The organism is Gelidibacter sp. (genome assembly GCF_035515035.1).
Taxonomy (GTDB): Bacteria; Bacteroidota; Bacteroidia; order Flavobacteriales; family Flavobacteriaceae; genus Gelidibacter.
The window spans coordinates 1-21485 of the sequence record NZ_DATJCA010000100.1; the positions used below are offsets into that span (position 1 = coordinate 1).

At 38.2% G+C, this 21485-nt stretch carries 19 protein-coding genes; 13 read left to right on the forward strand and 6 right to left on the reverse strand.

Translation table 11 applies throughout. From position 1 onward, the window contains the following. From VLZ86_RS07790 to VLZ86_RS07810, 5 genes are all read left to right on the forward strand, one after another. Nucleotides 1–806, forward strand: an 806-nt coding sequence (locus VLZ86_RS07790; protein ID WP_325450064.1) for a 5-(carboxyamino)imidazole ribonucleotide synthase, incomplete at its 5' end; no start/stop codon positions are given. A gap of 68 nt (nucleotides 807–874) precedes the next feature. Further along, nucleotides 875–1357: a 5-(carboxyamino)imidazole ribonucleotide mutase gene (purE, locus tag VLZ86_RS07795; RefSeq protein ID WP_325450065.1), complete on the forward strand. Its 483-nt coding sequence runs from the start codon at nucleotides 875–877 to the stop codon at nucleotides 1355–1357. 199 nt (nucleotides 1358–1556) lie between these two features. Beyond that, nucleotides 1557–3590, forward strand: coding sequence for a M3 family metallopeptidase (locus tag VLZ86_RS07800; protein WP_325450066.1), 2034 nt, complete (start codon nucleotides 1557–1559; stop codon nucleotides 3588–3590). Nucleotides 3591–3775: 185 nt separating this feature from the next. Continuing rightward, nucleotides 3776–4333 carry a sigma-70 family RNA polymerase sigma factor gene (locus tag VLZ86_RS07805; RefSeq protein ID WP_325450067.1) on the forward strand — a complete coding sequence of 186 codons (558 nt, stop codon included), beginning with the start codon at nucleotides 3776–3778 and terminating at the stop codon, nucleotides 4331–4333. A gap of 2 nt (nucleotides 4334–4335) precedes the next feature. Further along, nucleotides 4336–4590: a hypothetical protein gene (locus VLZ86_RS07810; protein WP_325450068.1), complete on the forward strand. Its 255-nt coding sequence runs from the start codon at nucleotides 4336–4338 to the stop codon at nucleotides 4588–4590. Here the strand turns inward: VLZ86_RS07810 and VLZ86_RS07815 are convergent. Continuing rightward, complete coding sequence (locus tag VLZ86_RS07815; protein WP_325450069.1) at nucleotides 4573–5403, reverse strand: hypothetical protein; 831 nt, start codon at nucleotides 5401–5403, stop codon at nucleotides 4573–4575. The genes VLZ86_RS07810 and VLZ86_RS07815 overlap by 18 nt on opposite strands. Before the next feature lie 186 nt (nucleotides 5404–5589). Here VLZ86_RS07815 and gcvP point away from each other — a divergent pair, with 186 nt between their 5' ends. The 3 genes from gcvP to VLZ86_RS07830 all read left to right on the forward strand — a co-directional run bounded on the left by gcvP (nucleotide 5590) and on the right by VLZ86_RS07830 (nucleotide 10872). Next, on the forward strand, nucleotides 5590–8439 hold the full coding sequence (gene gcvP / locus VLZ86_RS07820; protein WP_325450070.1) for an aminomethyl-transferring glycine dehydrogenase: 2850 nt from the start codon (nucleotides 5590–5592) through the stop codon (nucleotides 8437–8439). A 188-nt stretch (nucleotides 8440–8627) separates the two neighbouring features. Beyond that, on the forward strand, nucleotides 8628–9686 hold the full coding sequence (locus VLZ86_RS07825; protein ID WP_325450071.1) for a ketoacyl-ACP synthase III: 1059 nt from the start codon (nucleotides 8628–8630) through the stop codon (nucleotides 9684–9686). A 1-nt stretch (nucleotide 9687) separates the two neighbouring features. After that, nucleotides 9688–10872 (forward strand): glycosyltransferase family 4 protein, encoded by a 1185-nt coding sequence (locus VLZ86_RS07830; protein WP_325450072.1) that lies wholly within the window; start codon nucleotides 9688–9690, stop codon nucleotides 10870–10872. 375 nt (nucleotides 10873–11247) lie between these two features. Here the strand turns inward: VLZ86_RS07830 and VLZ86_RS07835 are convergent, their stop codons facing one another. Together VLZ86_RS07835 and pafA are read right to left on the reverse strand one after the other, a co-directional pair. Next, nucleotides 11248–12051 carry a DNA/RNA non-specific endonuclease gene (locus tag VLZ86_RS07835; protein ID WP_325450073.1) on the reverse strand — a complete coding sequence of 268 codons (804 nt, stop codon included), beginning with the start codon at nucleotides 12049–12051 and terminating at the stop codon, nucleotides 11248–11250. A 4-nt stretch (nucleotides 12052–12055) separates the two neighbouring features. After that, nucleotides 12056–13723 (reverse strand): alkaline phosphatase PafA, encoded by a 1668-nt coding sequence (pafA, locus tag VLZ86_RS07840; protein ID WP_325450074.1) that lies wholly within the window; start codon nucleotides 13721–13723, stop codon nucleotides 12056–12058. 113 nt (nucleotides 13724–13836) lie between these two features. On the opposite strand from pafA, the gene VLZ86_RS07845 reads away from it, so the two are divergent. Both VLZ86_RS07845 and VLZ86_RS07850 read left to right on the forward strand, forming a co-directional pair. Beyond that, entirely contained in the window at nucleotides 13837–14574 is a 738-nt protein-coding gene (locus VLZ86_RS07845) for an ABC transporter permease (protein ID WP_325450075.1), read from the forward strand. Continuing rightward, the gene (locus VLZ86_RS07850) at nucleotides 14574–15341 is read left to right on the forward strand and encodes an ABC transporter ATP-binding protein (RefSeq protein ID WP_325450076.1); all 768 of its coding nucleotides are present in this window, start codon (nucleotides 14574–14576) and stop codon (nucleotides 15339–15341) included. The genes VLZ86_RS07845 and VLZ86_RS07850 overlap by 1 nt, the downstream gene beginning before the upstream one ends. Before the next feature lie 498 nt (nucleotides 15342–15839). Here the strand turns inward: VLZ86_RS07850 and VLZ86_RS07855 are convergent, their stop codons facing one another. The 3 genes from VLZ86_RS07855 to VLZ86_RS07865 form a co-directional block, all read right to left on the reverse strand. Beyond that, nucleotides 15840–17318 carry a DUF389 domain-containing protein gene (locus VLZ86_RS07855; protein WP_325450077.1) on the reverse strand — a complete coding sequence of 493 codons (1479 nt, stop codon included), beginning with the start codon at nucleotides 17316–17318 and terminating at the stop codon, nucleotides 15840–15842. Further along, nucleotides 17311–18390 (reverse strand): mannose-1-phosphate guanylyltransferase, encoded by a 1080-nt coding sequence (locus VLZ86_RS07860; RefSeq protein WP_325450078.1) that lies wholly within the window; start codon nucleotides 18388–18390, stop codon nucleotides 17311–17313. The genes VLZ86_RS07855 and VLZ86_RS07860 overlap by 8 nt, the downstream gene beginning before the upstream one ends. A gap of 92 nt (nucleotides 18391–18482) precedes the next feature. Beyond that, nucleotides 18483–19094: a SprT-like domain-containing protein gene (locus VLZ86_RS07865; protein ID WP_325450079.1), complete on the reverse strand. Its 612-nt coding sequence runs from the start codon at nucleotides 19092–19094 to the stop codon at nucleotides 18483–18485. 200 nt (nucleotides 19095–19294) lie between these two features. Between VLZ86_RS07865 and VLZ86_RS07870 the strand changes: the two genes are divergently transcribed. The 3 genes from VLZ86_RS07870 (at nucleotide 19295) to VLZ86_RS07880 (ending at nucleotide 21470) form a co-directional block, all read left to right on the forward strand. After that, nucleotides 19295–20203 (forward strand): J domain-containing protein, encoded by a 909-nt coding sequence (locus VLZ86_RS07870; protein ID WP_325450080.1) that lies wholly within the window; start codon nucleotides 19295–19297, stop codon nucleotides 20201–20203. Then, a complete protein-coding gene (locus tag VLZ86_RS07875) occupies nucleotides 20200–20493 on the forward strand; it encodes a chaperone modulator CbpM (protein ID WP_325450081.1) in 294 nt (97 codons plus the stop codon). The genes VLZ86_RS07870 and VLZ86_RS07875 overlap by 4 nt, the downstream gene beginning before the upstream one ends. Nucleotides 20494–20882: 389 nt before the next feature. After that, on the forward strand, nucleotides 20883–21470 hold the full coding sequence (locus VLZ86_RS07880; RefSeq protein ID WP_325450082.1) for a YceI family protein: 588 nt from the start codon (nucleotides 20883–20885) through the stop codon (nucleotides 21468–21470). The last annotated feature ends 15 nt before the right edge of the window (nucleotides 21471–21485 follow it).

Below are 21485 nucleotides of genomic sequence, written 5' to 3' on the forward strand. Positions count from 1 at the left end.
ACAATATTCCTACGGCCAAGTTTACTCGTTTTGCCTACCTCTCCCAAATTGAAGATGCCATTGACAATGGCGGCCTTCATTTACCTTTTGTTTGGAAAGCAGCCCAGTTTGGATATGACGGTAATGGGGTGAAGATAGTGCGAAGTAAAGCCGACTTAAAAGATCTCCAAGACGGCGAGTGTATTGCAGAAGCCTTGATTCCATTTAAAAATGAACTTGCGGTTATCGTTAGTAGAAATGTGAAGGGTGAAGTGACGACCTATCCCGTTGTAGAGATGGAATTTCATCCAGAAGCCAATCAAGTAGAATACGTAATTTGTCCTGCAAGAATTGGCACTAAAATCGCCCACAAAGCACAAGACATCGCGTTAAAAGTTTCGAAAGCTTTCAATCATGTTGGTTTGTTGGCGGTAGAAATGTTTCAAACCCAAGATGACGAAATTCTTGTAAATGAAGTTGCCCCGCGACCGCACAACTCTGGGCACCATACTATTGAATCCAGCTACACCTCTCAATTTGAGCAACACTTAAGAGCCATTCTTGATTTACCTTTAGGTAGAACAGATAATAAAGTGGCCGCCGTGATGGTCAATTTGGTAGGCGCCGAAGGCCATTCTGGCGATGTGATTTATGAAAACATTGAAGCTATCATGGCCATGGATGGTGTGACACCTCATATCTATGGTAAAAAACAGACCAGACCATTCCGAAAGATGGGTCATGTAACCATTGTTAATGAAGATCTGAATGAAGCGCGACAAATTGCCGAGGATGCGAAGAATCTAATAAAAGTTATTAGTCAGTAAATACGCAACAAATCAATAATCTTTCTTCCTCTTAACCGAGAACTTAAATATTTATAGTTTATAAAATTATGAGCAAAATAGGAATCATCATGGGAAGCAAAAGCGACCTTCCAGTAATGCAAGACGCTATTGACATTTTAAAACAGTTTGATATTGCAGTTGAAGTTGATATTGTATCAGCCCACAGGACTCCGGAAAAGTTATTTGATTATGGAAAAAACGCCCATACCCGCGGCTTTTCAGTAATCATTGCAGGTGCTGGAGGCGCTGCCCATCTTCCAGGGATGATTGCCTCATTATCTCCACTACCGGTAATAGGTGTTCCTGTAAAAAGTACAAATTCCATTGATGGTTGGGATTCCATCCTTTCCATTCTTCAAATGCCAGGAGGCGTTCCTGTTGCTACAGTAGCCTTAAATGGCGCAAAAAATGCCGGCATTCTGGCAGCTCAAATTATTGGAAGTTCGGATGCTCAGGTGAGAGATAAGATCATCGCCTATAAAGAAGACTTAAAAACTCAAGTTATCGCTTCTGCTCAAGATTTAAAATAGAGAACCCTGAACAAGTGCCAGGGTTCTCATGCTATTAATCAACTATAAAAGGGTATTTATCTAAATTTTTTACAATTGCGAAACAAAGGTAAATAAATCAGGAATAAATCTATGTAAATAATAAGTCGATTGTCAGAATCACAACCAATTAGTAAGATAAATTTCAAACCTCTTTCTTTAAAATCGAATATTTCCTTCTATGAATATCTTAAACACCTATTTCAACACGCCATACAATACAGCACCTTTTTCCAAAATAAAGGACACTGATTATCTGCCCGCTTTCAAGGCCGCCATTGACAGCGCCAAACTGGAAATTGAGGCCATAACGAATTCAGATCAGGAACCATCGTTTGAAAATACGATTGAAGCATTAGAATTTACCGGCCAACAATTGGATCGGATTTCGAGTATTTTTTTCAATCTCAATTCTGCAGAAACCAGCGATACCATTCAAAAAATCGCCCAAGAAGTTTCTCCCTTAATCACTGAATTCAGCGACGACATCACTTTAAACGAGGCGTTGTTCAAGAAAGTCAAAGCGGTTTATGATCAAAAGGACACTTTAGAATTGACTACTGAACAACACACGCTTTTAGACAAAAAATATAAGAGCTTTGCACGGAATGGCGCTAATCTTTCCGAAGACAAAAAGCAAAAACTTAGAGACATTGACAAACAATTGAGCCAGCTCAAATTGACCTTTGGTGAAAACGTCTTGGCAGAAACCAATAACTTTGAAATGTTGGTGAGCAATGAAGATGAGCTTTCTGGATTGCCAGAAGGCGTATTGGAAGCTGCAAAACAATTGGCAGAAAGCAAAGACAAAGATGGTTGGCTATTTACCTTGGACTACCCAAGTTATATCCCTTTCATGACTTATGCAGATAATAGAGCGCTCAGAAAAAAACTAGCCATTGCTGCAGGAAAAAAAGCGTTTAAAGGAGATGCCCTGGACAACCAAAGTAATGTGTTGCAGATTGCAAAATTACGCTTTCAGCGCGCCCAGCTTTTAGGTTATAAAACCCATGCGCATTTTGTACTTGAGGAACGCATGGCCAAAACGCCACAAAAGGTCGAAGATTTTTTAGAAGAACTTTTAGTCAAGGCCAAACCAGCCGCATTGCGCGAATTTAGAGAACTGCAAGAATTTGCTCATAGTCTGGATGGCATTGATCAATTGGAAAAATGGGATTCGGCCTATTATGCCGAAAAATTAAAGCAGAAACGTTTTGATTTGGACGATGAAAAGCTAAAACCCTATTTTAAGCTCGAAAATGTTATTGATGGAGCTTTTAAGGTCGCGAAAAAATTGTTCGGTTTGGTTTTTGAAGAAATCACAACCATCGATAAATATCACAAAGACGTTTTAACTTATAAAGTAACCAACACCAACGGCGAATTGGTGGCTATTTTTTACGCCGATTTTTTCCCAAGAGCAGGAAAACGCAATGGCGCTTGGATGACCAGCTACAAACCTCAATTCATAAAAGCGGATAAACATGAGCGTCCGCACATTTCAATAGTCTGTAATTTCACCAAACCCACCAAAACCAAACCGTCACTATTGACTTTTAATGAGGTGACCACCCTATTCCATGAATTTGGCCATGCTCTTCATGGTATGTTGGCAAATACAATTTATCCAAGTTTATCGGGCACCAGTGTTTTTTGGGATTTCGTAGAATTACCAAGTCAAATATTTGAGAATTGGTGTTATGAAAAAGAGGCTTTAGAATTGTTTGCCACCCATTACCAAACAGGTGAATTGATTCCAATGGATTTGGTTCAAAAAATTAAGGATTCTGCTGCTTTTCACGAAGGCATGCAAACCTTACGTCAATTGAGTTTTGGGCTTTTGGACATGAGCTGGCACGGGACTGATCCAACCTCAATAAATGATGTAAAAGCGCATGAATTAAAAGCTTTTGAAGGGAGTCAATTATTCCCCGATGTCAAAGAAAACTGCATGAGTACCTCCTTTTCCCATATTTTCCAAGGTGGTTATTCGTCGGGATATTATAGCTATAAATGGGCTGAAGTTCTGGACGCAGATGCTTTTGAATTCTTCAAGGAAAAAGGAATTTTCAACAAAGAAGTCGCCACAAGATTTATGGAGCATGTGCTTTCACAAGGTGGGATTGAAGATCCAATGGTGCTGTATAAACGTTTTAGAGGAAAAGAACCTCAACCTGATGCGCTATTGAAACGGGCGGGACTTCTTGAAAAGTAAATTCATATAAAAGTACAAGTAAAATATAATTTAGAAATCCACTTACCAGATTTGGTGATGTTATTTATCGGCAGCCACGCCAAGGTTGTAAATTTCAATTATGAAAACATCTGAAACGGTTTAGTTAATTTGATCAAATAATAGGAATTATTTACTTAATTTAGATGTAAATTGCTATAAAACAGATGCCAAATCATCACATCAACCCTAGTAAGTGGATTGAACTTTATTCGGATTATCTCTTTAATTACACAATTATCCGGGTCAATGACCGCGAAATTGCTAAAGACATCATTCAGGATACTTTTTTTGCAGCTTTAAAGTCAAAGAAAAATTTCAAGGGTGAAGCGAGTGAACGCACTTGGCTTATTTCAATCTTAAAGAGAAAAATAATCGATTATTATAGAAGAATAAATTCCAGGAAAGGTCAGGCTGAAGTTCGAATGACTTATAATACCGATGAAAATGAAGGGGACTGGATGGAAGAGCGCGTGGAAGATGAAGGCTATTTAAATGCTCAGGAAAACCTTGAAAACAGGGAACTTGGGGATGTCATTTACGATTGCATCAATAAACTACCTGAAAGACAGGCTACCGTATTCAAGATGAAGACCATTTTAAATTATGAAACTGAAGCTATTTGTAATGAACTAAACATCACTGCGTCTAACTTATGGGTCATTATTCACCGTACACGGACAACTTTGGCGGAATGCATGGAGAAACACTGGTTTAAAACATAGCAATGATAAGATTTTTTTTAATTTCAAGAGAAGAAGCATTTCATATTTGTGACAAATCACAATATCAGGAATCCACCCTATGGGAAAAGATTAAACTAAACTTCAGATATCTTTGGTGCCGTACCACACGAATGTACGTTAACCGAAACACCCAATTGACCAAAACCCTAAAATCTTCCAATCTAGAATGCTTAGAGTACAGCGAACGTAAACTTATGGAAGACCGTTTAAACGAGCAGTTAAAAAACCAGATGTAAGATCAGCCAAATTATCGGCACACTTTCTACCCAAAAAGAACTGTAATAATCACTCTTTTTTTTATCGGCAAAAACAATAAAAAGCAAGGTGATCAATGTAACTGCCATAGTTAACGCCATTAACTTGACACGCCATTCGGCTTTTAAGAATTCCAAAGCAAAAAAGAACATGCCTACTGCAACTCCCATCAGTTTGGTGTTCTTCACCCCTATTTTTTGAGGCACCGTGGCCAACTTCAAACTGTCATATTTCAAATCTCTTATTTCAAACGGCAACATTAATAGCATAACCAACAAAAAACGTTGCATGGTCATGAGCCAGGCGTCGGTATTAAAAACTCCATTTGCATCAAATATCGGAAGTAAAACGGTCACTCCGGCCCAAACCAGAGCAATCACATACACTTTTAAACCCCCTATGTTCCTTAAGTTCTGTTGTTGGTCCATAAAATACCGTTTGGGCAAGAAAGGAATGGCGTACAAAAATGTAACGAGTCCAAAAATGCCGATATAGATTATGGTTTTTGGCTTTAATTGAAATAGAAACCAGAGCATCAAGAGAAAACATATCAATGAAAATAGCTGAATAACTTTCAACCATCCCGCCAACCGCCGATGATGAAATTTTGCCATTCCAAAATATTTCACGAAATTATAACCGGTAATTGTGGAAAAAAAGGCGAAAAACAACAGTGGCCAATCGGTTGGTAAATTGAGTTCCAACAAGGTGACATAGGTCATGGAAAACACGGCCAAAGCTACATGAATGCTACTATTGATATAAAAATCAAACAAAGGCTTTAACCTCTTCATCTTACAAAAATAAGCATTGTGTTAATAAGACGTTCAATTGGTTAAAAACTTTAGTTTTCCTTAACTAAAAATGATCAATATTTCCGTAAATTCGCGGTTGCAAAAAACGCCTAATTCCAAAGAGTTATAGCGTTTAATTAATTGACTTTCACGCACAGTCGGGAATCTAACACAACACCTATATTAATGAATACAAACAGTTTTGCTCTTCGCCATATTGGTCCAGACGAAAATGACCAAAAACTAATGCTCAAAGCCATTGGAGCTGATAGTATGGATCAATTGATCTATGAAACAGTTCCAGATAATATCCGATTGAAAAAAGGATTGAACCTTGACGCACCAATGTCTGAATATGAATACAACAATCATATTCATGAACTTTCAAAAAAGAATAAAGTTTTTAAATCCTATATTGGTTTAGGCTATCACCCTACCATCGTTCCTGCGGTTATTCAGCGCAACGTTTTGGAAAACCCGGGTTGGTACACCGCCTACACACCTTACCAAGCAGAAATTGCCCAAGGGAGATTGGAAGCACTTTTAAATTTCCAAACCATGGTGACCGACTTGACCGGGATGGAGATTGCCAATGCTTCTTTACTTGACGAAAGTACAGCGGCCGCAGAAGCGATGAGCTTGTTATTTGCTGTACGTGAGCGTGATCAAAAGAAAGATGACGTCAATAAGTTTTTTGTCTCTGAGGCGATTTTACCACAAACCCTGTCTTTATTGCAAACCAGGTCTGCACCTATTGGCATTGAATTGGTGGTTGGAAAGGAAGATGAATTTGATTTTTCATCAGAGTTTTTCGGTGCTATTTTACAGTATCCAGGAAAGGACGGATTGGTAAGCGATATCAAATCATTCATTGAAAAAGCCAATGAAAATCAGATAAAAGTAGCAGTTGCTGCGGATATTTTAAGTTTGGTGAAATTGGAAGCTCCAGGTAAATTTGGGGCCGACGTAGTGGTGGGCACCACCCAACGCTTTGGAATCCCAATGGGATATGGAGGCCCACATGCCGCCTATTTTGCAACCAAGGATGAATACAAGCGCGATTTGCCAGGACGTATTATTGGAGTGACCAAAGACATGAATGGGAATAGAGCCTTACGTATGGCATTACAAACCCGTGAGCAACATATTAAACGTGATAGAGCGACGTCTAATATTTGTACTGCACAAGTATTATTAGCGGTTATGGCAGCCATGTACGCGGTATATCATGGGCCAAAAGGTCTAAACTTTATTGCATCTAGAGTTCACAACACGGCATCAAGCGTAGCAAAAGCACTGAGTCAATTGGGCTACACCCAAAAGAACACATCATTTTTTGATACGATAAACATTGAAGCGAATGCTGATAAAATCAAAAAAATAGCGGAACGTCACGAAGTAAACTTCAACTACCCTAATGCTGATAACGTAACGATTTCCATCAATGAGACGACGTCTTTGAAGGATGCCAACGAAATCATCGCAATTTTTGCTGAAAACATTCAAAAAGACACGATTATCCTTACAGAAATTGAGGACGCGACTAATATTGATAAAATCTTACAGCGTCAGTCGGAGTTCATGACCATGGAGGTGTTCAACAAACACCATTCTGAAACCGAATTGATGCGTTATATCAAAATGTTGGAGCGCAAAGATTTGTCATTAAATCATTCTATGATTCCTTTGGGATCTTGTACCATGAAACTTAATGCTGCCGCAGAAATGTTACCGTTGAGTTGGCCAAATTGGGGCACAATGCATCCGTTTTGCCCAGTTGAGCAAGCAGAGGGTTATCAAATCGTATTAAAAGCTTTGGAAGACCAACTGACTGAAATCACCGGTTTCGCCGGTACATCGTTGCAACCTAATTCTGGTGCACAAGGTGAGTTTGCAGGTTTAATGGTGATCAAAGCGTATCACGAATCCCGTAATGAAGGCCATCGTAACATTTGTTTGATCCCATCTTCTGCACATGGTACCAATCCTGCAAGTGCAGTGATGGCAGGAATGAAAGTGGTCGTGACCAAATCTACAGAAGAAGGCAATATTGACGTTGACGATTTACGCGAAAAAGCGCTTAAGCATAAAGATAATTTATCGTGCTTGATGGTGACTTATCCATCAACCCATGGTGTTTATGAATCTGCCATTAAGGAAATCACTCAAATTATTCATGATAATGGAGGTCAGGTCTATATGGATGGCGCCAACATGAATGCACAAGTTGGATTGACCAATCCAGGAAACATTGGCGCAGACGTATGTCATCTTAATTTGCACAAAACCTTTGCCATTCCCCATGGTGGTGGTGGTCCAGGTGTTGGTCCTATTTGTGTGGCAGAACAGTTGGTACCTTTTTTACCAGGAAATCCAATTATCAAAACGGGTGGAGATAAAGCCATCACGGCTATTTCTGGAGCGCCTTTTGGATCTTCACTGGTGTGCTTGATCTCATACGGATACATTAAGATGTTAGGAGCTGAAGGATTGACCAAAGCGACCCAAACAGCCATCTTAAACGCTAACTATATCAAACAGCGTTTGCAAGGACAGTTTGACACTCTATATTCTGGAGAACGCGGACGCGCCGCCCACGAAATGATTGTAGATTGCCGACCTTTTAAGGACAACGGCATTGAAGTGAGCGACATTGCCAAGCGTTTAATGGATTATGGATTCCACGCACCAACCGTATCTTTCCCGGTAGCTGGAACGTTGATGATTGAACCAACCGAAAGTGAAAGTAAAGACGAAATGGATCGTTTTTGTGATGCCATGATTTCTATTAGAAAAGAAATTGACAATGCTTCTAAAGATGATCCAAATAATGTCCTTAAAAACGCACCACATACGTTGGCAATGCTTACTTCAGATCAATGGGATTTCCCATACACAAGAGAAGCGGCAGCATATCCATTGGAATATATCAGAGACAATAAGTTTTGGCCGTCCGTAAGACGTGTAGACGATGCTTATGGCGACAGAAACCTTATTTGCACCTGTGCACCTATTGAAGAATATATGGATGCTTAACTTTTAAGTCACTGAAAACAACAACAAAAGCGTTCATTTAAATATAATATGAGCGCTTTTTTATTGATTTTTATTTGTACTTGCCCTATTTTTGATAATTTGGCAAAAATCCCTAATAAAGCATACAATTACAGACAAACAAAACGAATATTAATTACATTAGTCAATTGAATAAAACTTCAAATAAAATGGCAATAAAGATTACAGGTACCGGTAGCTACATACCAACTAACATTGAGAAAAATGAAAGTTTCGGCCAACACCATTTTCTAAATGCCGATGGCTCCAGTTTGCCACATCCTAATTCCGTCATCATTGAAAAATTCAAAGCGATTACGGGCATTGACGAACGCCGTTATGCCTTTGACCATTTAACTTCTTCGGATCTTGCTTTTTTTGCAGCTGAAAAGGCTATTGCTGATGCCAAAATTGATCCTGAAGAATTAGATTATATCATCATGGCACATAACTTTGGTGACGTCAAACACAATACCATCCAAACCGATGTATTACCCTGTTTAGCATCACGTGTAAAACACAGTTTACGAATTAAAAGCTCGAAATGTGTCGCTTATGATATTCTTTTTGGCTGTCCAGGCTGGATTGAAGGTGTCATTCAGGCCAATGCTTTTATAAAGGCAGGGATTGCTAAAAAGTGTTTGGTTATTGGCTCTGAAACGCTTTCCAGAGTGGTGGACAAACACGATCGTGATTCCATGATTTATAGTGATGGTGCTGGTGCAACAATTGTACAGGCGACAGATGAAGAAGGAGGCATTTTAGCCCATGAAACCGGAAGTTTTACTTATGATGAAGCCTATTATCTATATTTTGGAAGTTCAAATAATAAGGATTTGTGCGCCGATACGCGATACATTAAAATGGACGGCCGAAAAATCTATGAATTTGCACTAAATAACGTGCCTTTGGCAATGAAAACCTGTTTGGATAAAAGCGGCAGGGACATTAAAGAGGTTAAAAAAATATTCATCCACCAGGCCAACGAAAAAATGGATGAAGCCATATTAAAGCGTTTCTACAAGCTTTATAACACTGAAATCCCTGAGGGAATTATGCCGATGAGCATTCACGAATTGGGAAACAGTTCTGTGGCCACCATCCCTACCTTATTTGATTTGGTCAGAAACAACAAATTAGAAAACCATTCCCTTTCCAAAGGCGACCTCATTATGTTTGCAAGCGTCGGTGGAGGAATGCATATCAATGCGATAGTTTATCAATATTAAAATGAATATTGGTGTTGTTGTAGATAATGAGTTTGATCATGACCATCGTGTTCAAAAGGAAATCCGCTTACTTCAAGATGAAGGCCATACCATTTTTGTACTCTGTTTTGATTTTAAAAAGACATATAAGACCTATCCAGATTTAACAGTAAATAGAGTCCGAATCCATAGGAAACTCAGGGATTTATTTGTGCTATTGAGTACAAACTTTAAGTTTTATGAACGGCTTTGGAAAAATAACATCACCCAATTCATCATAAATAACAATTTAGATGCGCTTCATGTCCATGATTTATATTTAGCCAAAGCTGCTAAAAAAGGCATTCAACAATCAACCAGAAATATCCCTTTAACCTTAGACTTACACGAAAATTATCCTGCAGCCATAAATTCATATGAATGGGCCATTAAAGGCTGGCGAAAATATGTGGTGCAACCGCAAAAATGGTATAAAAAAGAGGGCGAATATTTAAAATATGCCGATCATATTATCGTATTGAGCAATTCTTTTAAGCAAAATCTGCTTGCGAGATTTCCATTTCTAAAGTCGGAAACTCTTTATGTGCATCCCAATATGCCCGATTTTGAAAGTTTTCAGGCGTTTGAAAAAAACGAATACGCCGTCAAATTTGATTCTAAATTGCCTACCCTATTTTATTTTGGCGTCGTTGCAAAACGTAGGGGAATTATGGACATTCTGCCCTGGATTATTGAACTATTGGAAGAAGGCGATCAATTTCACACCCTTATTATTGGCCCAACAGATAAAGCGGATAAAGCCGAATTTCAGCGTTACATCAATCACCCTGGTTTAAAAGACCATCTCACCTATATCCCTTGGGCAGATGTAAAATACCTTCCCGCCTACCTTAAAAAAATAACCATTGGTTTGGCGCCCTTTCAAGTCAATGCCCAACACGATTCTGGCGTTGCCAATAAGTTATTTCAGTATATGTATGGCGAAATTCCCATTTTGGCCACAAAATGTAAAGCACAGCAAGAACTGATTGAAAGTGCGGCATGTGGGCTACTCTATGAAACTAAAGAAGAGTTTAAAACCGAATTAAAACGATTGATTACCAACCCATCCTTACGACAGGAATTGGGTAAAAACGGTAAGCAAAAACTGTTGGAGCTATATAAAAATCAAGCGGATCGCCAGTTTTTGAAGATTTATCGGGAGTGAGGTTTGGAAAAGGAATCAAGACCGCTGCGCTTTTAGAATCAAGAATTAAGACTGGTAAACTCAATGGAAATTATTGTCGGTCGATAAAAATTAAAGTCATCTGGTAAAAAAAAAATCAAGACTCCTGTGCTAATAGAATCAGGAATTAAGGACTTTGGATGGCAGGTGAGATTAAATGTCGTTCGGTTGAATCTAAATTATTACAAAAAAAAGAGTCAGGACCGCTCGCTATAAGAGCCAAGAATCAGGACTTGTAAAGGCATTGGAAGTTATTGTTTTCTTATTGTATTTGAATGTTTAACCCTTATAGCCAGACATTTTGATTTTTTATTCTGGAGTCTAGAATCTAGATTCTTGGTTATTGAATTTATTTTATCAATTTAAACCCCAATTCCTATAACTGTCCATAGCTTCCAATTTATCTTCGAGTTCATCTTCAAGTTCTGGAAAAAAATCTATTCCCGTAAGCACTTCAATGGAGTCCACAGACACCACAAAATTATACAAGGGTTCTTTTGAATCTTTATTGGGCATCAAAAAAGCAATCATCTTTTGATTATCGGGATCATAGACAATCTTATAAAACTGTTCAGGAACGGCAACCTTTTCGTTGCCTATAGTTTTTAGATTGCCCTTTAAAACACCACCAGTCACTACAAAAACACCATCATATTTTTTAGCCCAATAGCGAACTTGTTGTTCTAACGTGTTCCAAATACCCGCATTAAAATCGCGGTCTTGAGGACTGATATTACTGGTCAAAAAAGTTTCCTCATAAGCTTCCTTGTCGTAAGTTCTATCTCCCGCGGGAACCAAATGCCCGCGATCATAACCAGAGTTTTTATAATTCCGCCAACTTGCAGCTCCCGTTTTAACAGCGTGATCAATTTCAAAATAAGGCCGTTTATAATTTGATTTTGACAGATGTGACCTGTTTAGTTCATAAGCCACCCATTCTGCCTGCTCATGGGGCTCACTATAAGAAAGCGAATAGCCCTGATGATGGATTACTTGCCCAGTTGTACTTGCGGGCAAAAAGAAGGCTCTCGTATCCGGCTTGACACGTTCACCTTCCTTCACATACCCAGAAACTTCCTTTTCCTTTAAAAAATACTCATAGCCATAAACCCCTAAAACAAGGAGAATGGCTATAAGACTATATACATTTCTTTTGCTCAATGGACTATTCTAAAACAAATTCTAAAGGTTGACCGGTGGCAGCATTTGGAAAGCTAATGCCCAATATGGCAGAAATGGTCGGAGCAATATCAGTGATATGGGTTTTTTTCAGACTCTGACCATGTTTTATACCGTTTCCGAAAAACAAAAGCGGTACGTGGGTATCATAGTTGAATGAAGAGCCATGAGAGGATCCCGTTAAACTATATGAAAGAACGGCAGGTTCGAAAACATAAATGACATCACCTGATCGCTTTTGGTCGTATCCGTTTTGGATCAATTCCTCAATTCCTTTAGTAAAGGATGATTGGGTCATTGACATTCCCGAATAAGCCTTATCGATATGTTCATAGGTGATGATTTCATTAATGATGGCTTGTTGAACGTCTTCAAGCTTCAGTCCCATTTCATATAGTTTCGCTCTGTTTAAAAAAATCTGGTTATTACTGATATTTTCTATAAGTTCATCGGCTTTATAAGCTACTTTCAAAAAGGCATGCACTTTTTCCCTGAATGTTTTGTTATCAACGTAACCAGCAGGAATCTTTAAACTTTTCAGGTAAGATGGTACCTCAACCGCAGCATGATCTGCCGTTAAGAAAACCGTGTAATTTCCTTTACCAACCTTAGCATCTAAACCTTTAAACAAACGCTCTAAATCTTTATCAAGACGTAAATAGGTGTCTTGAACCTCTTTAGAACTTACCCCAAAATTATGACCTACATAATCAGGACTTGAGTAACTGATTGCCAAAACATCTGTGAACTCATCTTTCCCCAAGCTTTCACCCTCAATGGCCGCTAATGCAAAGTCCGTGGTCAAGTTATTGCCATAAGGCGTTGCTTTAAGAATTTCGAATCCCCCGTTCTGGTCTTTTAAGGCCGCTAAATCGTAAGGAAAGGTTGCAGTTTCCTTACCTTTAAATCCACCTTCAAAGGCATTATGATCAGGGGCACTTTCGGTATAGGTTGAAATATCATATAAGGTATTCCATACTTTAAAATAAGAATTTGCCTGATTTGAATTATTGAAATCTTGCACCCATTTTGGTAATTCAGTCATATAAAAAGTACTGGAAATCCAGCGGCCTTCATCTGCACCATGAAACCAATAGGCTGCATTTGCGGTATGGCCAGCAGGAAGAATGGCGCCTCTATCTTTAAGTGCAATCCCAATGGTCTTCCCTCGCATTTGAGTGAATAATCTGTTTTCATCTGCAAAAGTGGTAGTCTTCATACGGTACGGCGACATTTTTCCTGCCTTATGCTCAGTACCAACTGGTTCCACACCATCATCATCTGTACAATACACTGATGTTTTAATGTCCTTATCATACCAATTATTCCCAATTATGCCGTGATATTTTGGCGTGGTTCCAGTATAAACAGAGGCATGACCTGGCGCGGTATATGTTGGTACATAATTAAAATGGTGGTTTTGGCAATTGAAACCTTCAGTCATCATACGTTTAAAACCACCATCGCCATATTTATCATAAAAACGGGTCAAATAATCATAACGCATTTGGTCTACAACAATGCCAACAATTAATTTTGTTTGCGTTTGAATAGTATTATCTTTGTTGGTCTTGTTTTTAGAATTCCCTTGTTGTGCTTGAAAGCTAGAGGCAAAAAACAACGCGAGAAGAATACTGGAAATTAAATTTTTCATTATGTTTAAGTTGGGTTCAAATATCAAAAATACAGCTTTTTATAGAATGAAAAATTTAAATTGAGGTTAAATAAGCCACAGTTTTCTTTACTTTAGCAGTAACAAAATATCATATGAGCTACCTACATAATATTGGTCAATATTTTTTGATGATAAAAGAAATGTTCCGCAAACCCACCAAATGGTCAGTTATGCGGCATTTAATTTTTAAGGATATTGATGATTTAATTATTAATTCTCTAGGGATTGTTGCATTTATCGCATTTTTTGTAGGAGGTGTAGTGACCATCCAAACAGCCTTGAACATGACCAGCCCACTCATTCCTAAAACCTTGGTGGGTTTTGCAACCCGACAGTCGGTCATTTTAGAGTTTGCACCCACCTTCATCTCCATTATTATGGCAGGAAAAGTTGGGTCTTTTATCACCTCAAGTATTGGGACGATGCGCGTTACCGAACAAATTGACGCCCTTGAAGTGATGGGAATCAATGCCATTAACTACTTGGTGTTTCCTAAATTTATTGCACTGATGTTATATCCGTTTTTGATTTCTATTGCCATGTTTTTAGGAATTCTAGGGGGATTAGCAGCTTCGGTTATTGGAGGTTTTGTTTCTTTTGATGATTATATCTCGGGTATCCAAATGGATTTTATTCCGTTTCATATGACGTATGCATTTATCAAGACATTCGTTTTTGCTTTTTTATTGGCCACCATTCCATCCTACTACGGCTACTATATGAAAGGTGGCGCCCTAGAAGTTGGTAAAGCAAGTACTACCTCTTTCGTCTGGACTAGTGTGGCCATTATTCTACTCAACTATATATTAACCCAAATGATGTTAAGCTAATGATTGAAGTCAATGATATCCATAAATCTTTTGGTGATTCCAAAATTCTAAAAGGCATCAGCACTACATTTGAAAAAGGAAAAACCAACCTGGTCATTGGGCAAAGTGGCTCCGGAAAGACGGTTTTTCTAAAAACATTATTAGGTTTATTTACGCCTGATCAAGGCTCTATTATATATGATGGCACTGATTATTCAGATTTGACACCCGACGAAAAAAGTGACCTAAGATCAAAAATGGGCATGGTATTTCAAGGAAGTGCTCTTTTTGACTCTATGACTATTGCCGAGAACGTCAAATTTCCGTTGCGAATGTTTACAAAACAAAGCAAAAGTGAAATGAATGATCGGGTAGAGATTGTCCTAAAAAGGGTTAATCTTGATGATGCACATAACAAATTGCCTAGTGAAGCTTCTGGTGGAATGCAAAAACGTGTAGCAATTGCAAGGGCAATTGTCAACCAACCCAGATATTTATTTTGTGATGAACCCAACTCCGGATTGGACCCTAGAACGGCCACGGTTATCGATAATTTGATTCAAGAAATTACGCACGAATACGACATCACCACAATCATCAACACCCACGACATGAATTCGGTTATGGAAATTGGTGAAAAAATCATCTTTTTAAAAGACGGACTTAAAGAATGGGAAGGCTCAAATAAAAACATATTTAAGACGGACAATGAAGCGGTGACGGATTTTGTGTATTCTTCAGATCTGTTCAAACGTGTACAAAAGATGTATTTGGATGAGGATCAGTAGGTTATTTTTAAGTGGGCAGTGGCAGTTTTCAGTTAGCAGTTTTCTGTCGGCAGAGCTCGTCAGTATGACTAAACTCATAACTCAGCGCTAACTCCTACACATATGAACCCAGAAACTCATAACTCTGAACGCAGTCAGTCATCCGTCTTAAGTCATCCGTCACTCTCAAACGCAAAACTCATAACCAATAACTCAATGTTGTCCGGTTAAAATTCAATGATCCTCTAAAAGTCTGACCATTAAAGGCTTTCGGAGAGTTTCTTTAGCATTACCGTCATTTTTAATCTATTGAGGAAAATAACAAAAATATGCTAATTCCGTCGAGCTTTAAATTTTAAAAGCCAAATTTTGAATGTTCTAAGCTGTTTGGTCTTGGTTCTTGATTCTTATAGCGCAGCGGTCTTGATTTTTTTATCGGACACTACTGACTCTGAACTCATTGTTTCTTAACCTGTCTTCCCACCTTAATCAGCAAACACAAACCCTCCAAAATCTTATTTATTGCCGTCTCACGACCAAAGTATCCAATTTGTATTTTTGTTGGAGCCAACGCTTCAATTTATCCTGCTCTTTGGCAATAACATCATCCTTTACCTGGTCTTTCCATTTTACAGTAAACTCTGCAATGGTATCCAACTTTTCAAAATTGGTTGATATCACACTCGAATAGGATAACCGCTCAATATCCTCATAGTTGATCTTAACCTCTTTGGTCAATTCCACAAAGGGTATTTGTAATGCTTCGTATTTCCCCAACCGTCTCACCCTGTCCTCAAGAAACGTAATCTTTTCTGCTTGGGAAAGTAAATCTAGAGAATCCCGGAAACGCAATTGCGACATGTAACGAAGGTTGTCTAAATTTTTAGAGCGATTTTGATTAATAATCAACCGTGTGTTTGCAAGAGCGGGATAATCCTTTAACCGTCCCCTTAGTACAGAGATGGTGTTATCAGGAATTTGATCCAACCCAAAAGTATTCAGTTCTAAAGTAGACGGTTCTCCTTTTGTAGTAGAATAAGTAGCTATGGCATTTGCCTTCATAAAATCAGGATGTGGCAGTTGATCAAGCTCCTTATTAATAAATGCTTGGGCGCCATTCTCAAATTTGCTCTGCCCCCAGACGTCAATAAACGTAAAAATTGCCGGAATCATTACAATCACTGCAACCGCCGTTGCAATTCTGGAAATCCGTTTTCTCTTTGCTGAATTGGCATATTTAAGCATTGGAAAACCTAATATTTTCACCACGATAAAAGTTGCCAAGGCTATAAAAATAGTATTGATAGTGAACAAATACATGGCTCCTAAAAAGTACTCCATATTACCCTTTGCCAAGCCATACCCAGCTGTACACAAAGGGGGCATCAATGCAGTGGCAATGGCCACACCAAAGATTACTGAGGCAATGGTTCCTTTTTTTGTTCGGGCAATAATCAAGGCCAAACCACCAAAAAAGGCAATCAATACGTCACGGATATCAGGTTTAACACGTCCTAGTAATTCAGAAGTATCTTCGCTGAGAGGAAAGAATTTAAAGAACAAAAACGCGGTGGCCAAACTCAAAACAATCATAATGACCAAATTGATCAAAGATCGTTTTAAGGTATCAATATCATTAATGGCAATAGAGAGACCAACCCCTAAAATTGGGCCCATCAATGGAGAAATTAACATGGCACCAATAACGACAGCCGCAGAGTTGGCATTTAAACCAATAGAGGCCACAAAAATTGAACAAATGAGAATCCAAGCCGTCGCACCTTTAAACGGGATGTCACCTTGAATGGCTGCCACAGTAGCATCTCTATCGGTATCCTCACGAAAATCCAACAAATCACTAAAGAATGTCTTAACACTCTCCCACAAACCTTTGGCTTCTTTCTTTACAGCTTTTTTTGACGCTTCTACAGCCTTATCTTGCCGACTTGAAGTTTCGTCTTCAGAAAAATTGAATTTGTTTTCTTGTTGGTTATCCATAATTTTCTCCAAACTTATCTTTGACCTTTTGTAACGTCTGCTTGATGTCTTGTTCTTTTGACTTCGGAAATATAAGCAAAACTTCGTCTTTGTCAACAATAATATAATCTTTCAGTCCGTCCACAACAACGATTTTATTGTCTTTCGTCATAATCATATTTCCCTTGGAATCTTCAGTTAAGGTTCGTGCATTGACCACTGCATTCTGGTTGTGATCTTTCTCAAGTTTATCGTATAAACTTCCCCAGGTTCCCAGGTCATTCCAATCAAATTCGGCGGGCAGCACATAGACATTCTGGGACGATTCCATAATGGCGTAATCCACAGAAATATTTGCTGATTTCCCATAATTTTCTGCTATAAAAAGATCTTCATCATCGGTGTTATAAATTCCGATTCCTTTTTCAAACAGCTCAAACAATTGAGGTTGATGAAACTGAAAGGCCTTCACAACACTTTTCACACTCCACATAAAAATCCCTGCATTCCATAAAAAATTACCTTGTTTGATAAAAGATTTTGCGGTTTCATAATCGGGCTTTTCCCTAAATTGGTGCACAGGTTTTATGGCTTCATTTGAGGATTGGTCATATTCAATATACCCAAAACCGGTATTTGGGAAGGTAGGCTGAATGCCAAGGGTCATTAGCGCATCATTGTTTTCACAAAAATCAAAAGCCTGTTGTACGTTTTGGGTGAATTTGGCTTCGTCCTCAATCCAATGATCACTAGGAGCCACAATCATTACCGCATCAGGGTTATCCTTTTGTATCTTTAAGGAAGCGTATAAGATACAAGGTGCCGTATTGCGCATGGCCGGCTCTAATAGCACTTGTCTTTTAGTAACTGTAGGTAATTGCTGAAACACCAAATCTTCATAAATGGCATTGGTTAGAATGAAAATATTTTCTTTCGGAATCAACTGTGCGAGTCGGTGAAAAGTTTTCTGAATAAGCGTATCCCCTGTTCCCAACATATCATGGAATTGTTTTGGAAAACCTTTTGTGCTCACGGGCCAAAATCGTGATCCTACTCCTCCTGCCATTAATATCGCGTAATAATTATTCTTCATTATTTATATTTCTTATTGTATAAGTAGAACGAATGTTGTCTATTTTTTTGCGAATACTTCCTTGGTCGTTGAAGTTATTCAGACTTCAATCTTTACTGCGATTGAAAACTGTCCACCAATTCCACCTCAGCATTTGGGTTGAAAAGATACAACTTTCCTGATGCAACTTCTACACCTTCATGACGTGTACGTCTTTTAACACCCTTTCTGAAAATGCGCCCATTATAAAGTCTGAACTCTCTCCCCAAGGGCACTTCAAAAATATAAGTTTTATCGTTTGGAGGATCAAATTGTTTTAAGGCCAATGCCAATTTAACATCGGTGTCACTGCTGGCTTTTGGATTTCTAAAATGCTTTGCCAGAAGCGGCAGTAATTCATTTGGAAATATATTTGGATTCAGAAAGGGCAACATCAATTTCTGAAAGGTATGTTTCCATTCCTTTCCATGTGGTTTTATATATCTCCCATAGCTTTTGTAAGCTTCAAAATGAGCGATTTCATGAATTAATGTTATCAAGAACCGATAGTGGTTCAAATTTGAATTTATGGTAATTTGGTGTTTGTTATTCGGTAATTTTCGATAATCTCCGTGACGTGTTTTTCGTTCGTTCTTGATTTTCACGACCAAATTATCATGATTTAGAAGTTCTATCACATCAGGAATTGCCTGATGAGGAATGTATTCTTGAAGGGTATTATGCATAGGGGCAAAATTAAGAGATTTGATGAGATTGTTTAAAGATTTTTGTAAATTTAGGAAAACAATATTTTATAAATTGACCGATGTTATAGGAGCTTAGGCCTTATATTACAATAAATGGGTGAACCGAAGGGTTGCAATCCAGTAAGTATTAAAATTTAATAACACAAAATTCAAATCTCTTAAAAAAGAATTTACAAAACATGGCATTTATAGACTATTACAAAGTATTGGGCCTTAATAAATCTGCCACAGCCGCAGAGATCAAAAAAGCATATCGCAAATTGGCAAGAAAACATCACCCAGACGTCAATCCGAATGATAAAGCTGCCGAACAAAAGTTCAAGGAAATCAATGAAGCTAATGAAGTTTTAAGTGATCCTGAAAAGCGAAAAAAATATGATACGTACGGTAAAGATTGGCAACATGGTGACGCTTATGAACAAGCGCAGCGCCAACAACAATCTCAAAGGCAATACCAGCAACAAGGAGCAGGTGGCTTTGGTGGTGCCACTTTCTCAGAAGGTGATTTCTCCGATTTTTTCGAATCGATGTTTGGAGGTGGAGGCGCCTCAAGAGGTCGCGGAAGATCAGCCGGCTTTAGAGGACAAGATTTTAATGCAGAATTGCAATTAGACCTGAGAGATATTTATGAAACCCATAAAAGAGTCCTGACAGTTAATGGTAAAAATATGAGATTGACCATTCCTGCAGGAGTGGAAAACGGTCAGGTCATCAAGATAGCGGGTAAAGGTGGACCTGGCGCCAACGGAGGACCACACGGCGATTTGTTGATTCAATTCAATATTAGCAATAGTACAAAATTTAAACGCGATGGCTCCGATTTGTATTCTAACGAATCTATTGATCTCTATACGGCAATTTTAGGCGGTGAAATTACTGTGGATACGTTTGACGGAAAAGTGAAATTAAAAATAAAACCTGAAACCCAGAATGGCACTAAAGTGAAGTTAAAAGGAAAGGGCTTCCCAGTTTATAAGAAGGAAGGACGTTTTGGTGATCTTTATATTACCTACGACATTCAAATGCCAACGAACCTTTCTGCTAGAGAGAAAGAACTGTTCAAGGAACTTAAAAATTTAAAATCATGAGTACAGAAACCTATATTCCAATAGAAACTTTATGCACCTATTATAAAGTGGAAACTTCATTCTTTCAAGGTTTGAACGACTATGGATTAATTGAAATAACGACCATTGAAAAATCCCCTTTCATTCATCAAAAACAAATCAAGAATCTAGAATCGATAGTAAGATTACACCAAGATTTACATATAAACTTTGAAGGTATTGACACGGTATTGAATCTTTTAGAAAAAATTCATGATTTACAGCGTGAATTGCTAGCCGCAAAGAATAGATTAAGGGTTTTTGAGGACTAGATCCTATTGGAGCGCTGACCTGCCCGTTCGTTCATGCGAGTGACGCGGATGGAGAAGATTTCCTCAGATCTTTTTCTGCTGAGCATCTTTCGAATGCCTAATTCCTATAGGTCATTATTCCATGTAGAGGTCATTATTTTGATTTTTAAAAAAAAAATTTTCTTCTCTTTTAAACTAAAAATAATGTACACTTTCTAAGAATTAGTGAGAACCCCCACCTTAACCATTAGCGAACCAAAGCTCTCCGTTTCTCTTTCTTCCATATCTTCCCTTTTTACAATTCTTCACATTGAAGACAAGAATTTCGTAAAATTCCAGTCATGATATTTATCATAATCTAAGGATAATATATTTCTCAACTTTGCATCATAATACTAAAACATACTATTATGATTACTACTAAAAACATCACCAAAACTCTTTTGAGCCTCTTGTTTGTGTTCATTTTATCAACGCCACAAGTTTTTTCACAAACCTACAACTTGAACAATCAGGCTTCAAAACTTACTGTATCTGGCACTTCAAGTTTACATGACTGGGATATTGATGCCGAACAGCAAAAAGGTCAAATTGTGCTGAATACTGCAAAGGAATTGAAGATCGAAAAACTGACTTTGGATGTGACTTCAGAAAGCCTTAAAAGTGGAAAAGGTGGAATGGACAAAAACACCTACAAAGCATTAAATACTGGCAAATATAAATCTATCACCTTTCAGCTTACTGAAGTGAAAGACATTAAGTCTACAGGAAATGACAATTATAAAACTGAAGTGGTTGGAAACTTAAGCATCGCTGGTGTCACCAAAAAGATGACCCTAAATTTAGATATGGCAGTATCTTCCAGTAAAGTAACCTTAAATGGAAAGAAAACCTTTAAAATGACCGACTTTGGCATCACACCTCCTAAAGCACTGTTGGGCACCATTACCACAGGAGATGAAATAACAATCACATTCAGCACTGTGCTAAACAAATAAAAAGAAATAAAATTA

Bases quoted from the DNA above. Each gene is read 5' to 3' on its own strand.
- VLZ86_RS07825 (WP_325450071.1), top strand. From the start codon at position 8,628: ATGGCAATAAAGATTACAGGTACCGGTAGCTACATACCAACTAACATT.
- VLZ86_RS07810 (WP_325450068.1), top strand. From the start codon at position 4,336: ATGATAAGATTTTTTTTAATTTCAAGAGAAGAAGCATTTCATATTTGT.
- VLZ86_RS07880 (WP_325450082.1), top strand. From the start codon at position 20,883: ATGATTACTACTAAAAACATCACCAAAACTCTTTTGAGCCTCTTGTTT.
- VLZ86_RS07860 (WP_325450078.1), bottom strand. From the start codon at position 18,390: ATGAAGAATAATTATTACGCGATATTAATGGCAGGAGGAGTAGGATCA.
- gcvP (WP_325450070.1), top strand. From the start codon at position 5,590: ATGAATACAAACAGTTTTGCTCTTCGCCATATTGGTCCAGACGAAAAT.
- VLZ86_RS07805 (WP_325450067.1), top strand. From the start codon at position 3,776: ATGCCAAATCATCACATCAACCCTAGTAAGTGGATTGAACTTTATTCG.
- VLZ86_RS07815 (WP_325450069.1), bottom strand. From the start codon at position 5,403: ATGAAGAGGTTAAAGCCTTTGTTTGATTTTTATATCAATAGTAGCATT.
- VLZ86_RS07855 (WP_325450077.1), bottom strand. From the start codon at position 17,318: ATGGATAACCAACAAGAAAACAAATTCAATTTTTCTGAAGACGAAACT.
- VLZ86_RS07845 (WP_325450075.1), top strand. From the start codon at position 13,837: ATGAGCTACCTACATAATATTGGTCAATATTTTTTGATGATAAAAGAA.
- VLZ86_RS07870 (WP_325450080.1), top strand. From the start codon at position 19,295: ATGGCATTTATAGACTATTACAAAGTATTGGGCCTTAATAAATCTGCC.
- pafA (WP_325450074.1), bottom strand. From the start codon at position 13,723: ATGAAAAATTTAATTTCCAGTATTCTTCTCGCGTTGTTTTTTGCCTCT.
- VLZ86_RS07875 (WP_325450081.1), top strand. From the start codon at position 20,200: ATGAGTACAGAAACCTATATTCCAATAGAAACTTTATGCACCTATTAT.
- purE (WP_325450065.1), top strand. From the start codon at position 875: ATGAGCAAAATAGGAATCATCATGGGAAGCAAAAGCGACCTTCCAGTA.
- VLZ86_RS07800 (WP_325450066.1), top strand. From the start codon at position 1,557: ATGAATATCTTAAACACCTATTTCAACACGCCATACAATACAGCACCT.
- VLZ86_RS07850 (WP_325450076.1), top strand. From the start codon at position 14,574: ATGATTGAAGTCAATGATATCCATAAATCTTTTGGTGATTCCAAAATT.
- VLZ86_RS07830 (WP_325450072.1), top strand. From the start codon at position 9,688: ATGAATATTGGTGTTGTTGTAGATAATGAGTTTGATCATGACCATCGT.
- VLZ86_RS07865 (WP_325450079.1), bottom strand. From the start codon at position 19,094: ATGCATAATACCCTTCAAGAATACATTCCTCATCAGGCAATTCCTGAT.